We start from the raw sequence: 14,900 nt of genomic DNA, 5'->3' as shown, positions 1-14,900 counted from the left end.
CAACACAACTCCTCGGCCGTGCCTGCGGTCAGTCGGCATCCGGACGGACCTCGATGGCCACGTCGGTCAGTTCGTAGATGCGCAGCCCCGGCTTCCACAGGTCCGCGTCGGCGATCAGCAGCAGCCGGCCCGCCTCCTCGCGGACCTCCTTGACGTGCACGTCGAAGAAGAGCTCGCGGTCGTCGCGCAGGATCTGCCCCCGGTACTTCCAGGACATCTCCACATCGGTGGCCATGGCGAAGCGGGGCCGGGTCATACCGCGGGCGAGGTCCTGGTCCAGGACGAACAGCCGCAGCGCCTGGAGCACCGCCTCGACGCCGAGCGAGCCCGGCATCACCGGGTCGCGGTGGAAGTGGCAGTCGAAGTACCACTCGTCGGGCCGGATACCGCGGTGCCCGTGCAGATAGCCCGCGCCGTGCCGGCCCCCGTCCGCGACCAGGTCGACCCGGTCCACCAGGTCGAAACGCCCGCCCGGCAGACGCAGCCCGCCGCCGGAGTCGTCGCGGAACGCGGGTGCGTCCGGGCCCAGTTCGAGCCGCCTCACCCGCTCCGGGGCGGGCTTCTCCTCCTCGAGCCACGTCGGCTTGTACGTGCCGCTGTCCAGGCCCACCTGGTTGGCGAGCGCGGACTCGGAGAAGTACCCGAAGAGGGACTCGCCGGTGTAGAACACCTCACCGTCGGCGGACAGTTCGTAGGAGAAGTTCTGCAGTACGGCGCCGGAGACCACGCTCGTCATCAGCAGCTTCGAGCGGTGCCGTACGGTCTTGCCGCGCAGGTCGATGTCCTTGACCAGGGTGGCCCGGCCGTCCAGGTTGCGGATCGCGTACTGCTCCCGCGGCTCACGCAGGGTCGCGCCCAGGTAGTAGCCGAGGAAGATGGCCGCCTGCAGCGAGCTCTCCATGTAGACGCAGTTCGGCATGTACGGCGAGGAGTTCTGCCGGTAGTACCAGGCGTCGTCCGGGGAGTCGTACTCGGTGACCATCTCGGAGCCGGGGCTGAGATCGCCGCGGGTGCCGGTGAGCGACATGACCCGGTCGACGAACTGGAAGTCGCCGTTGGGGATGTAGGGCGCCCTGCTGTCGCGGTAGATCTCGAACTCCGGGCCCATCGCCATGTCGAGGAGACCCTTGGCGGAGTGCGCCAGATGCAGCTCGTTGATCATGGCGGCCTCGCCGCTGCGGTTGCGGCGGCCGAGGAAGGCGGGGACGCCTCCGGCCTCGGGCCGGTACGGGGTACCGGGCTTCTCCACGATCTGCAGACCGAGGTTCTGCATCCGCACCACCGGCTTGTCCCCGAGGTGGATGAGGACGTCCGCGATGACCGTCGGCCGGGGCAGCAGGGTCAGTTCGGTGACCTCGACCTCGTAGCGGATCTCGGCGTCCTTCGGGGTGACCTGGCCGCGCACCTGGACGTCGATGCGCCGGTCGGTGACCGTCTGGAAGCGGGCGTCCGGCAGGGTCAGATGCATGCCCTGGTGCATGAGGTAGATCTGCAGCATCTGGATGGCGCCCTCGGCGATCAGGGAGCCGGCCAGTACCGGGTCGTCGGGGAAGTGGCAGGTGAAGTACCAGGCGTCCGGCTCCAGCCGCTTGACGGCACTGATCGCGCCGAGTTCGCACGGCCCGCCCTTGCGGTCGATGACGACCTCGTCCACCATCCGCAGCCGGGCGTCCGGCAGCCGCAGCGCCGGGTTGATGCCGGGGTCCTGCGCGTGGTCCGGGCCGAACACGTCACCGGGCCGGCCCTGGGCCAGCAACTCCAGGTCGCGTGCGTCGAGTTGGTTCTTGCCGGTGTACGCGAGGGGCTTGAAGGTGCCCTTCGGGAGGGCCGCGCGGCGGGCCCGTTCCTGGTCGGTGATGACGACGCCGAGCGGGGTGTCCAGCTCCGCCTTGCTGAAGAACCCGGCGCAGGCGTCCCGGAGTTCGAGGATCAGCTCGCCGTCGGCGTAGCAGTCGTAGCTGAAGAAGAAGATCGTGGTGTCGCCCTGGTGGACGAACCGGTCGATGGAGATCTCGTAGCGCAGCGTCTGCCCGGTGGTGGGCAGCCCGCCGCGGAAGATCAGCGAGCTGTCGAGCAGCCGGTAGACCCGCTCGCCCTTGTTGCGGAAGTCGATGCCCAGATAGGCGACCAGCAGCAGGTCGCACTGCCCGGACTCCACGGTCACCGCCGGCGGGACCCCGCCGTCCACCGCGTACCAGGCGTCCTCGGGCACGTCGTACTCGGTGGTGATCCTCGCGGGCTCGAGCACACCCGGCTTCGCGTCCAGTTCGGTGACGCGGGTGACGAAGTGGTACGGCGGCGCCGGCAGCCGCACCCGCGCCTTGAAGGTGTCGATCTCGGCGAACTCGGGGCCGAAGACCTCGGCCACCGAGCCGGTCGCGAACTCCAGCAGCTGCGCCTCGTCCCACACCACACCGTCGTCCGCGGCGCTGTCGCGCGGTGCCGGGGGCAGAGACGGCGCGGACGGCGCGGACGGCGCGGGCAGCGCGGGCGGCGGTACGGCGGCGGGTGCGACCGGGGCGGGCGCGGCGCGCGGCACGGCGGGTGCCGGTGTGCCGAGCAGTGCCTCCGTACGGTCCAGGGTGGCCGCCTGGAGCACCCGGTGGGTCTCCATCACCACACCGTGCGCGGCGACGATCTCCCGGCGCAGCTCCCGCACCAGTTCCGCGGCGGGCCCTGTGCCGGTGCGGGCGGCCGCCGGCGCCGAAGGGGCGGCCGGGCGGGGCGGGGCCGCAGGCGCGGGTGGTGCGGCGGGGGCCGGCGCCGGGGCGGGCGGGGTCCAGGGAAGGACCGTGGCCGGCTCCCCGTCGAAGGTGATGACCTCGGACATCTCGAGGGTCGGGTCGGCGGGCATGGCGGCGGGCACCTCCGGCGGTGCGGACAGGACGGGGACGGCGGGTTCGGGCCGGGCCGCGGACGGCTCGGCGACCCCGGGACGCAGGGCGGACAGGACCTCGGCCGCCTCGCGGGCGACGCGGTCGGGAACGGGCTCACCCAGACCCACCCGGGTGGTGGGCAGCCGGCGGCCGGCCGGCACGGGCCGCGCGGCCGGCTCGGGGCCCAGCAGGGCCGACAGGTCCACCGGCACTCCGTGCCCCACGAGGCGGGCCACGAGCTGGGCGAGCGGTGTCGTGGCGGACACCCCGCGGCGGTCCACGCAGGCGGCCATGTGCGGCGCGTCGCCGAGCGTGTCGCGGATCCACCGCGAACAGGTGGCCCCGGGGCCCACCTCGATGAAGTAGCGGTAGCCGCGCTCGTACGCCGCGTGCACCAGCCTCGGGAAGTCGATCGTCGAACGCAGGGTCGTCGCGATGCGCCGCGGCGAATCGGCCAGCCGGTCGGCGGCCAGCGGCTCGTAGTCGTACGCGCTGAACAGCTCCAGGTCCCCGAAGGAACCGGTCGGATAGTCGTTCAGCCGGGCCAGACCGTCGAACTCGGCGTCCACGACCGGGCAGTGCATGACCACGTTCACCGGCGAGCGGGCCGCGCGGCAGCCCACCTCCTCGATGAGCGCCCGGCACTGCGCCGGATCACCGGCGATCACCAGCTCACCCGGCGTGTTGACATGGGTCAGGAACACCCGGTCGTGGCGGGTGAGCGCCTCACGCACCGGTTCGGCGGCGGAGAGCAGCACATGGGAGGCCCACACGGACGGGTCCGGGGTCTCCTCGGGCAGCCCCCACGCCTCGCGCACGGTGCGCCGCGGGCCGCACAGCCGGTCCTGGAAGACCGGACTGTCGCTGATCAGCGAGTCGCTGCGCCCCGCCGGGTCCCAGCCGCCGGTCGCGAACAGCATGCTCGACTCGCCCAGGCTGTAGCCGAACCCGCCGTGCGCGGTGACGCCCAGCACCTCCCGCACCAGGGCGGTGTACAGGATGGCGAAGCTGGTGCCGGTGGCGAGCATGAACGGCACGTCACCGCCGAGACGTTCCTCCAGCTTCATCAGATCGCGCCGGGTGAGCGCCTCACGCGACCGCGGGTACAGATGCGCGGCGCGCAGCATCCGGGCCGGCTCGGCGGCCTGCCCCTCGAAACGGTCCAGCAGGGCGGGGAAGGCGCGGAAGAGGTCCGCGCCGAGCCCCGGATAGCTGTTGAAGGCGCCCGGGTAGACCAGGGCGACCCGGCCTTCGGGGCCGAGCGGCCGGGGCGTGAAGAAGGAACCGGACGGAGTGGCCCACTCCCGGCCCTCGGCGTGCGCCACGGGCACGTCACGGGCCATCAGCTCCAGCTGCCTCACCAGCTCCTCGCGGCCGTGTCCGACCAGGACGGCGCGCAGCCGCCGGCCGTCGAGCCGGCCGGCCGCCTCCCGCGCCAGCGCGTGCGGGTCGGCGCCGTCGTCGAGCAGAGCCCGGTACCGCCCGGCCTCCGCGACCAGCGCGTCCGGTGTGTCCGCGCCGACGGCCAGCAGGACGGGACCGCCCGCCCGGTACCAGTCGGCGACCGGCCGGGGCCGGTCGGCGCCGGGCACCGAGGACAGCACGAGATGGGCGTGTGAGCCGCCCGCGCCCAGCATGCTCACGGACGCGTGCCGGCGAGTGCCCGCACGTTCGCGCAGCCAGGGCCGCGACGTCTCCGGTACATGGAAGGCGGACGCCTCGAACGCGTCGGCGAGCTCGTCGGCGGGCCGCGACCAGCCGCGCGTACCGGGCAGATACGCGTACCGCAGACACAGGACCGCCCGGAGCAGCCCGGCCATCCCGCTCGCGCACCCGGTGTCACCGAGCTGCGCCTTCACACTGCCCAGGGCGGTGTCGCCGGCGCCCGCGCGGTACACCTGCGCGAGCCCCGCGATCTCCGCGCGGTCCGCGTCCCGCGTACCGTCCGCGTGGGCCTCCACATAGCCCACCTCGGCGGCGTCGACACCGGCCTGCGCCAGGGCCGCCCGAGCGGCCTCTGCCAGCTCCCCGGCGTCCGCGCCGGGCAGCGCGCCGTCGGCGGGCGCGTACCGTACGGCCGTCCCGTCGACCCGGGCGTGCACCCGGCCGGTGCTCCCGGCCGCGTCCGCGCGGGTGACGACCAGGGCGCCGGCGCCCTCGCCCACCCGCCGCCCGCGGCCGCCGTCGTTGAACGACAGCCCCGCCCCGGCGTCGAGCTCGGGCCAGGTCAGCAGGTTCTCCGCCGAGCCCGCCAGATCGACGGCGCCGACCAGCACCGCTTCCAGGTCCGGGTCGAGCAGCAGCAGCCGCGCCACCTCGAGGGCCTCGGCCGTACCGGCACCGTCGGCGGACAGGGTGAACGACGGTCCGGTCAGGTTCCACCGGGAGGAGATCCGCCCGGCCATGATGTTCCCGATGTAACTGAGCACCTCGTTGGCGCCGATCGGGTCCACCACGGCGTCCCGGGAGACCGCGGCGAGTGCCGCCCGCTGCTCCTCGGTGAGTTCCAGGCCCGCCTCGTCGAACTCGCGGCGCAGGAACGCCCCGAGCCCGTGACGGCTGAGCCGGGCGTGCGTGTACGGCTCGATCTCCGTCACCACGACCACGGCGACCCGGCGCGGATCGGGGGTGTCGCCCGGCCCGGCGCCGAGCCGGTAACCGGCGTCGCGCAGCGCCTCGTCGGCGACCTTGGTCATCAGCGCGTGCTGCGGGTTGTAGATCCGCAGGTCGGACGGCGGCACCCGGAGCTCCACGGGGTCCACCTCGACCCCGTCGACGAACGCCCCCTGCGGAGCGGTGAGTCCGGCCTCCTCCAGGGTGCCGCCGTCGGTACGGTCCAGGCCGCGCCAGCGCTGCTCCGGCAGCGGGCGCAGATCGTCGTCGCCCCGGTGCACGGCGCGTTCGAACGCCTCCACGGTCTCGAGCGACCCGAAGTGCGCGCCCAGGCCCACCACGTCCAGGGCGGGCGGCACGGCGGGTCCGGTGTCGTCGTGAGCGGCGGAGGTGGCGTCCGAGAGCACGACGTGCGCGTTGGTGCCGCCGAACCCGAACGCCGAGACCGCCGCCCGGCGCGGGCCCGGCCCCTCGGGCCACGCCCGCGCGGACCGCACCAGGGCCCCTTCGCCGACCCCGCCGTCGGGGGAGGACAGCGGCTCCGCCACGCCGGTCGTCGGCGGGATCGTACCGTCGTCCATGGCCAGGACGACCTTGAGCAGACTGCTCAGACCGGCCACCGTCAGCAGATGCCCGATGTTGCCCTTGACCGAGCCGAGCAGCGGCACCCCGCCGTGCGCGCCGAAGAACTCGGCGACGGACTCGGCCTCGGTGGCGTCCCCGATCGGCGTGCCGGTGGCATGGCACTCCAGGTAGTCGATGCCGGCCGGGTCCACCCCCGCGTCCGCGTACGCCCGCGCCAGCGCGTCGAGCTGACCACTCTTGCGCGGGACCAGCGGATGGCGTCCGGAGCCGTCGTTGGACAGCCCGATGCCGTCCACCACCGCGTGGATGCGGTCACCGTCGCGCAGCGCGTCCGCCAGCCGCTTGACCGCGACCATGCCGGCGCCCTGACCGGTGACGATGCCACCGGAACGGCGGTCGAAGGGCTGGCTGAACCCGTTCTCCGGATAGGCGTGCAGATCGGAGAACGACAGATGGATCAGCGTCGGATCGGGGGCGCAGACCCCTCCCGCGAGCACCAGGTCCGCCTGCCCGGAGGCGAGATGGCCGCACGCCAGACTGAGCGCGTACAGCGCGGAGGAGCAGGCCGCGTCCAGGCAGTAGCGGGGCCCGCCGAGGCCCAGCGCGGCGGCGGTGACGGCGGCGGGCGACCCGCTGACCCGCAGGTTCTCCGGGACGACGGCCGTACGGTCGATCAGCGGGCGGCCCTGCGGCAGCCCGGCCAGCTCGGGCGCGTCCGCGCGGCGCAGTCCGGCCAGTACGGCCTCCTGCGCCAGCGGGACGCTGACCTCGGCCGAGGCGGGCGTGGGGAAGGAGTAGTTGCCCATCACCAGGCCCGTGCGGGCCAGGGTCTCGGGCCGTTCGTCCACGCCGCAGTCGCGCAGCGCCTCCCGGGCCGCGTACAGGGACCAGTGGAAGATCCGGTCCAGCCGGGCGAGCCGGCCGGGGTCGAGGCGGTAGCCGGTCGGGTCGAACTCGAAGCCGGTGACGAACCCGCCGCGACGGGAGGTGATGCGGTGGCGGGGGTCGAGGTCACGCTCGTCGAGCGCCGGCCCGAAGACCTCCTCGCCGCCGTCGCGGCGGCTGTCCGTGCCGCTTCGGAGGTTGTGCCGGAACTCCTCGGGAGTCCGGGCGCCGGGGAACAGGCAGGAGATCCCGACGATCGCGTATCTGCTCATGACAGGGGGAGGTTCCTTCCCGAACGGGGGATCCTGTGGGGCGGGCGGCGGAGAACCGCCGCCCGCTCGGTACGTCCGGCACAGGCCACGGGTCAGCCCGTGAACTTGGCCGCCAGCTGCGGGGCCGAGACCACGGACACATCGGTGAACCGGGCGAGGACCCGGCCGTCAGGGGCGCAGGCGGTGACGGTGAGCCGGGAGTCCGGGCCGTCGTGCCGCACCGGCTCCACCACGACGAGGAACGTCCCCGGCGAGGTCAGCGGCGCGTGCAGTTCGACTCCTCCGACGGCGAGCGGCAGCCCGGCGGCGGACCGGAAGCGGCGCACCCAGACCAGCGCGGCCTGGAGCAGCAGATCCGCGGGACCGGCCGCGTACCAGGAGGCGGCGGACGTCCGTACGGCCGTCGCGACGGGCTCGCACTCCAGCACCAGCCGCGCCTCCTCGTCGGCGAGCACGCGCCGCAGTCCGCGCAGCGCGGGCCCGTGGAAGAGCGTGCCGTCCTCGTACAGGCCGGCGGCGTCCGCGCCACCGCCCGGTGCGGGCAGTCCGGTCAGCGGGGCGGCCGGTGCCGGGGCGGGCCCGGTGACCACGGTGGCGGCGTAGTGCGGCCGGATCGCCCCGTCCTTCGTCACGGACCGGACGGCCACCGTCACCTCGCCGTCGGCCGGGGTCATCACCACACGGCACTCGTCGGGCCCGGTGCCGTCGAAGACGATCCCCTTGTGCACGGAGAAGTCGCGCAGCCGCACCGCGCGCCGCCCTTCGGCGTGCTCCACCGCGCCGAGCGCCCAGCCGATCGCCACGGTGGCCGGCAGCACCGGCACGGAGTCGATCAGGTGGTCGGTGACGAGCGGGGTGCCGGCCAGCTCCGTGAGCGACCGCCGTACGGTCGCCACGGACGCCGGCGCCGGACGCTCCCGCGAGCTCAGCGGGGTCGTCGGGCCGAGCACCGTGACCGTGTCCGCGGCCCGTTCGGGCGCGAACTGCTCGGCGAACAGCCGGGCCCCCTCGGGCGCCTGGATGAGCGGGATGCCCCGCTCCTCGAACACCGCCTTGATCTGCGGGGACACCATGCCGCTGTCCCAGGCGCCCCAGTTCAGCGAGGTGATCCTGGCGCCGGGCAGCCGCCGGCGGGCGGACGCGGCCCAGGTGTTGAGGACCTCGTTGGCCATCGCGTAGTCCGACTGCCCCTGGTTGCCGAAGAATCCGGCCACCGACGAGAACAGCACCACGTGACGCAGCCGTTCGGCGGGCAGCGCGGCTAGCACGGACCGCAGTCCGGCCAGCTTGGGGGCGAAGACCCGCTCGATCTCCGAGGCCTTCTTGTGGGCGATCAGCTGGTCGGCGAGGACCCCGGCGCCGTGCACCAGACCCGTGACCCGGTCCCGGTGCGGGGCGAGCGCGGCGGCCGTCGCGGCCTGGTCGGTGATGTCCACGGCGAGGTACTCGGCCTCGCTTCCGGCCGCGTGCAGCGCGTCGAGCGTGGCCCGGATCTCCCGGCCGCCCGTCACGTCCGCCGCGAGTCGCCCCACCTTCTTCGGCGTCGGCTTCTCGCCGGACGCGGTGAGGGAGGCCGCGGCGGCCGCCTTCAGCCCGGCGTCGGGAACGCCCTGCGCCCAGCCGGGCTCCGCGTCGAGCGGGGTGCGGCCGAGCAGCAGCAACCCCGGGCGGTGCCGTTCGGCCAGCTCGAGCAGGCAGGTGGCGGTGATGCCGCGCGCCCCGCCGGTGACGACCAGGAGGTCGTCGGAGGTCGGCGCGCCGACCTCGGGCAGCTCCTCGGCGAGCGGCCGCTCGGCCAGTGTCAGCCCCACCCGGCGTGTTCCGTCGAGGCCCACCTGCACCGGCTCCGGGGCCGAGTCGGCCGCCTCGTCCAGCAGCAGCGCGGCCCCGGTGGCGGCGTCGAGCGCGGGGTCGAGGTCGACCGCGCGGCAGAACAGGGCGGGCGCCTCCAGCGCCAGCGTCTTGACGAGGCCCGCCACTCCGCCGGCCGGAGCCAGCTCCTCGGCGACGCCGGTGAGCCCGAAGGCGCCGTCGAGGACGGTCGCGGTGAGGAAGGCGGCACGGCCGTGCTCGGCCGCCGAGGTCAGCGGTGCCACGACATGCCGTGCGACAAGCAGCGAGTGGGCCAGCCGCCGGGTGCTTTCGGCCCATTCGGCGCGGGGCTGTGCGGTGACGTCGACGACCAGGGCGATGCGGTCGGCGAAGATCTCCTCGATCTGGGCGGCGAGTTCGGTGGGGCCCCAGCCGGTGAGGGCGTGGTCGTGTACGTCGTTCGAGCGCGCCGGGACTCCCGGCAGACGCAGGGTGTGCACCCGCCGGCCGGTGCCGGTGAGCCGTTCGACGAGCCGTGCGGCCAGCTGCGAGCCGTCGTCCACGACGAGGGCGCCGTGGTCCGGGTGGTAGGCGTCGAGCAGCGGGTCGGAAGCGGAGAGTTCGACGAGCGCGGCCTGGACGCCCATGATTTCGACGCGTTTGATGCTGTCGATGCCGAGGTCGGCTTCGACGTTCATGGTGAGGTCGAGCATGTCGGCGGGGTAGCCGGTCTTGTCGGCGACGACCTCGAGGAGGGTGGCGCGGACGGTGTCGGCGTCGGGGCCGGTCGACGGGGCGGCCGGGGCCACGGTCGTGGTCGTGGTCTCGCCTGCGATGAAGTCGACGATGTCGCCCAGTGTGACGCCCATGATTTCGACGCGTTTGATGCTGTCGATGCCGAGGTCGGCTTCGACGTTCATGGTGAGGTCGAGCATGTCGGCGGGGTAGCCGGTCTTGTCCGCGACGACCTCCAGGAGGACCGAGCGGACCTTGCCGGCGTCCATCCCCGCGGCGGGTGCCGGAGCGGGCGCGGGTTCCGGAGCGGGCGCCTGGGCCGGTGCGGGCGTCCAGGTCGCGGGCAGCGCGGGGGCCACCGCAGGTTCCGGGAGGGGAAGGGGTGCCGGCGCGGGAAGCGCGGGCTCCTGGGCCACGGGTGCCGGCGCGGGAAGCGCCGGTGCCTGCGCTACCGGCGCCGCCTCGGCGCCGAGCTCCAGGGAGGCCAGCCGGCCCAGCACCTCGTTGGCGCGGACATGGGTGCGGCCGATCGCCAGCCCGTGCTCCTTGACCGAGCTGATCCCGGGCAGCACATGGTCCAGCCTGCCCTCGTCGTCCGCCCGCTCCAGCAGCCGGGTCAGCCGCTCGGCGCTCTGCAACTGGCCGTTCAGATACTCGTCGTGGAGGGACAGATGGTCCGAGATGAGCTCGGTGAGTCGGTCGCTCGGCATGGGTGTGTTCTCCTGGGCGGTGCGGGGATGGTCCGGTTCCGGAACAACGGCCGGCAGCCGGGAGACGGCGGCTTCGGGAGCCGCCTGCGGTGACGGCGCCGGCGGCGGGGGAGCCACGACGACGGGCGCCGGTGCGGTGGGCAGGGCCACCTTGTAGCCGCTTGCCAGCACGTCCTGGTACGCCGCACGCCGCTGCGGGGACACGTAGTTGATGCCGTTGAGCATCACCGTCATGCCCTTGGCCGGGACCTCCTGCTCCGCCTCGGCCGCGTAACGGTCGGTCGTGGCCAGGGGCAGACCCAGGACCGCGAGCCGTGCGACGGCCTGCTTGAGCGTCAGGTCCGCGTCCCGGCCGGCGCCGCCGTCCAGCGACACGGCGGTGTGCGGGCGTCCGCGCAGGATCCGGCCCACCAGCCCGGCGAGCACCGTGCCCGGCCCGAACTCGACGAAGACGCGGAACCCGTCGGCGTACATCTCCTCCACCCGCGCGGCGAACTCCACCGGGTGGATGAGCTGCTCGGCGAGCACCCGGCGGTTCCGGGCGACGTCCGCGCCGTAGTCCGCGCCGGAGGTGTTGGCGTAGACCCTGCCGCTCGGGGCGGCCATCTCGGCGGCCTCGACCGCCGTACGGAAGTCGTCGACCGCGTGGGCCACGAACGGGGTGTGGAAGGCGGCGGACACCGGCAGCCGGCGGGCCCGCACGCCCGCGCTCTCCGCGTCCGCGAGCAGCAGCTCGATCTCCGCCGTCGCGCCGCCCACCACGATCTGGTCCGGCGCGTTGCGGTTGCAGACCAGCAGGCCCTCGCGCCGCGCCAGCAGTTCGGCGACCCGCTCCTCCGGCGCGAACACCGCCGCCATCGTGCCGGTGTCGTCCGCCTGACCGGACGCCGGTGACATGGCGCTGCCGCGGGCCCGCGCCAGCCGGTGCAGGGTGTCCTCGTCGTAGACCCCGGCGGCGTACAGCGCGGTCAGCTCGCCGAAGCTGTGGCCGAGGAAACCCTCCGCCGCGAAGCCGAGTTCGGTCAGGTACCGGAAGTGGCCGGCCGACAGCGCGCCGATCGCCGGCTGCGCGTAGGCGGTGGCCCGCAGGGCCGTCTCCTGCGCGGCGCGGCCGACCTCGTCGACGAGGGGCGGCGGGAACGCCACCCGCGACAGCGGGGTGTCCTCCGGATAGTGGCGGTTGGCACGGTCGAAGGAGGAACGCAGGGGCGGCAGCGCCAGTACGGCACTCAGTCCCGGCGCCACGTACTGACTTCCCTGGCCCGCGAAGAGCGCGCCCACCCGGCCGGTCGCGCCGGCCGAGCGGCGGTAGTGGACGCCCTTGGGGTGGGCCCACTCCGACTCCCCGGCACGGGACCGCAGTTCACCGAGCGCGATCTCCCGCAGCGCGCGGGCGTCTTCCTCGCCCCGGGCGGCGAAGGCGACACGGGCGTGCCCCTCGGGCACCGGCCCCCCGGTGGGTGCCGCACCCGAGGCCAGCGCGTCGGCGAGGGCCGTCGGGTCAGGGGCGTGCCACAGGTGCACCCTGGCCACCGGGAACCGCACCGCGACGTCGTCGCCGTCGCCGTACTCCTCCAGCACCGCATGGAAGTTGGTGCCGCCGAAGCCGAACGCGGACACCGCCGCGCGGCGGTTGGGCCGCTTCGGGTCGCGGATCCACGGCCGGGTCGCGGAGTTGACGTAGAACGGGCTGTCCGGACCGAACGCGGCACCCGCCCGATTGACGTTGATGGTGGGGGGCAGCACCTTGTGCTGCAGGGCGAGCGCCAGCTTGATCAGCCCGGCCGCGCCGGCCGCGGCCTTGGTGTGCCCGATCTGGGACTTGACGCTGCCGATGGCCGCGTACTCCCGCTCCCCGCCGTCCTTGCCGATCACCTCGGTGAGCGCGCCGATCTCGGTGGCGTCGCCGACCGCCGTGCCGGTGCCGTGCGCCTCGAACAGCTCGATGCTGTCCGGGGACACGTCGGCGTCCCGGTAGGCGCGGTTCAGCGCCACCATCTGGCCTTCCTTGCGCGGCGCGTAGATGGACTTGAAACGTCCGTCGCTGGAGGTCCCCAGACCCCGCAGCACCGCGTAGATCCGGTTGCCGTCGCGCTCGGCGTCGGCCAGCCGGCGCAGGGCCAGCATGCCGATGCCCTCACCGATCAGCGTGCCGTCCGCCTCGCCGTCGAACGGCCGGATGACACCCGACTTCGACAGCGCGGGGGTCTTGCTGAAGCACATGTACATGAAGATCGTGTTCTCGGCGTCGCACCCGCCGGCCAGCATGGTGTCGGCCCGGCCCTCCAGCAGTTCGCTGACGGCGGTGCGGACGGCGCCCAGCGAACTGGCGCAGGCGGCGTCGATCGTCATGTTGATCCCGCCGAGGTCGAACCGGTTCGCGATCCGGCCCGCGACGACGTTGCCGAGCATGCCGGGGAAGGAGTTCTCCTCCCACGGGGCGTACGCCATACGGAACTTGGCGGCGATCTCCTCCGCGTCCCGGTCCGAGAGACCGCAGCTGCGGACCACTTCCTTCAGCACCGGGCTCTGCAGCCGGGCGGTGAGCGGCTGGGTCAGCTGGTTGGCGCCGGTGATGCCGAGCACCACACCGGTGCGCGAGGCGTCGTACCACTCCCGCTCCGCGCCCGCGTCCTTCAGCAGGTCGCGCGTGACGACCAGGCTGAGCAACTGCAGTACGTCGGTGACCTCGAGCGTGTTGGGCGGCAGCCCGAACTCGAGCGGATTGAACGGGATGTCGGGGATGAAGCCGCCGCGCTTGGCGTACGTCTTGTCGGGCGCCGAGGGGTCGGGGTCGTAGAACTCGCCGACGTCCCAGTGGGTCGTCGGCACCTCCGTCGTGCAGTCGGCCGCCGCGACGACGTTGGACCAGTACTCCTGGAGGTTGCGCGCCTGTGGATAGAGCGCGGAGAGGCCGACGATGGCGATCGGGTCGCGGGCCAGCCGTCGGTCGAGGGTGCGTTGCTGTGATTCGTTCACGGCGAGGGCCTCCGGGTCGAGACGAGGTGCGCCGGCCGGAGGGGCGGTACCAGTCCGGCTATGGCCTGCGAGGCGTCCGGGCGGATCAGCATCGTGTAGTGGTCGCCGGGCGCCGAGTGGGCGGAGATCCCGCGGCCGGCCAGCTCCTCCCAGCCGAGCGTGGGGTCCGTGGGGATGAGACTGTCGCCGGCCTTGATCTGCACCAGCGGGACGGTGGCGGGTGCCGGCCGGTAGGGGGCCGTCAGCCGGTTGTTGCGCAGCAGCCCCGCCGTATAGGCCTCGAAGAGCTTGCGCACACCGGACAGCGGCGTCCCGGGCGGCAGCGCGCCCGCGCCGATCGCGTCCGCGAGCAGCACGGTGAGCGCGGCCTCGGCGTCCGCACCGTCCGGTACGGGGCTCGGACGGACCTCGGCGCCGCGCCGGGCGCCCAGGAACATCGCGAACCAGCGCAGCACCAGCGAGGGGTCGATCTCGTCGCCCTCGGTGTGCTGGTAGGCGTCCGTGGGGGCGATGCTGTCCAGCAGCACCACGCTCAGCGGCCGCTCCCGCGGCTCCAGCCGTTCGGTCAGGCCGTGGGCGAGCACACCGCCGAAGGACCAGCCCACCAGCACGGTGCCGGCGTCGTCCGCGCCGGTGCGGTCGCGGTCGGCGCGGTAGGCGGTGGTCAGCAGGTCGATGAGGTGGTCGATGGTCAGCCGGGAGCTCTCCGGCGCGAGCGCGGCCTCCCCGTACTCGGGCACCGCGCCCAGGTCCAGTACGGCGAACCCGGTCTCCGGCGGCAGTGCCCCGGACAGGCCGGTCCACAGGCCGACGGGCAGGGCACCGGGGTGCACCGCGTAGACGGTGCCCGCGCCGGGGGCGGCGTCCCGGTGCCGTAACAGCAGCTTCGGCGGTGACGTCGCGTCAGGCCGTCGCGCCATGCCGCGCACTCTCCTCGGCTATGTGCGCCGACAGGGCCTCGATGGTCGGGTGGTACCACAGCGCCGTGGTGCCCAGCTCGAAGCCGAGCCAGCTCTCCATCTCGCCGGCGATGATCAGCGCCTCCGTGCTGTCCATGTCGAGCTCGTCGAAATACTGGCCCGGAGGAATGGCCGAGGGCTGCTCACCGAGCCGCTCCGCGATCTTGTCGATCAGCCATTTTTGCACCTCGTCGGCCGTGACCTTGCCCATGACCCGTTCCTTTCTCGTGCCTATACGTACGCGTGCACTCCGAACGTGCCGTTTCGCGCATGCCGGAGTGGGCGGGTTTCTTCGGGAGAACAAAGGGCGGTCAGGCCGCCGCTCGCAGTTTCGGAGCGTAGGTAGGCGGATAGCCTTCGCGCAACTCAATCGCGGGCTATGCGACGGGGGTGGGTGAGGTGCCGCGATGACCCCGGGAACACCATGTTCACCCAGGTCAGCGCCGTGCCGTACGGCTTCGGCGGCCGACGGGC

General features: G+C 73.6%; 4 protein-coding genes. All 4 read right to left on the bottom strand.

Annotated features, from left to right (window positions below; translation table 11 throughout):
• Positions 1-28: 28 nt before the first annotated feature.
• The gene (locus IF28_RS40115) at positions 29-7,231 is read right to left on the bottom strand and encodes a type I polyketide synthase (RefSeq protein ID WP_030213129.1); all 7,203 of its coding nucleotides are present in this window, start codon (positions 7,229-7,231) and stop codon (positions 29-31) included.
• 92 nt (positions 7,232-7,323) lie between these two features.
• Positions 7,324-13,467, bottom strand: coding sequence for a type I polyketide synthase (locus tag IF28_RS0102520; RefSeq protein ID WP_030213127.1), 6,144 nt, complete (start codon positions 13,465-13,467; stop codon positions 7,324-7,326).
• A complete protein-coding gene (locus IF28_RS0102515) occupies positions 13,464-14,387 on the bottom strand; it encodes a thioesterase domain-containing protein (protein ID WP_051713581.1) in 924 nt (307 codons plus the stop codon). The genes IF28_RS0102520 and IF28_RS0102515 overlap by 4 nt, the downstream gene beginning before the upstream one ends.
• Complete coding sequence (locus IF28_RS0102510) at positions 14,371-14,637, bottom strand: acyl carrier protein (RefSeq protein ID WP_030213124.1); 267 nt, start codon at positions 14,635-14,637, stop codon at positions 14,371-14,373. Before IF28_RS0102510 ends, IF28_RS0102515 begins: the two co-directional genes overlap by 17 nt.
• Positions 14,638-14,900 lie beyond the last annotated feature (263 nt).

It is taken from the genome of Streptomyces sp. NRRL WC-3626 (assembly GCF_000718785.1).
Taxonomy (GTDB): Bacteria; Actinomycetota; Actinomycetes; order Streptomycetales; family Streptomycetaceae; genus Streptomyces; species Streptomyces edwardsiae.
This window is presented reverse-complemented; position numbering and strand designations above follow the sequence as displayed.

Bases quoted from the DNA above. Each gene is read 5' to 3' on its own strand.
- IF28_RS40115 (WP_030213129.1), bottom strand. From the start codon at position 7,231: ATGAGCAGATACGCGATCGTCGGGATCTCCTGCCTGTTCCCCGGCGCC.
- IF28_RS0102515 (WP_051713581.1), bottom strand. From the start codon at position 14,387: ATGGCGCGACGGCCTGACGCGACGTCACCGCCGAAGCTGCTGTTACGG.
- IF28_RS0102510 (WP_030213124.1), bottom strand. From the start codon at position 14,637: ATGGGCAAGGTCACGGCCGACGAGGTGCAAAAATGGCTGATCGACAAG.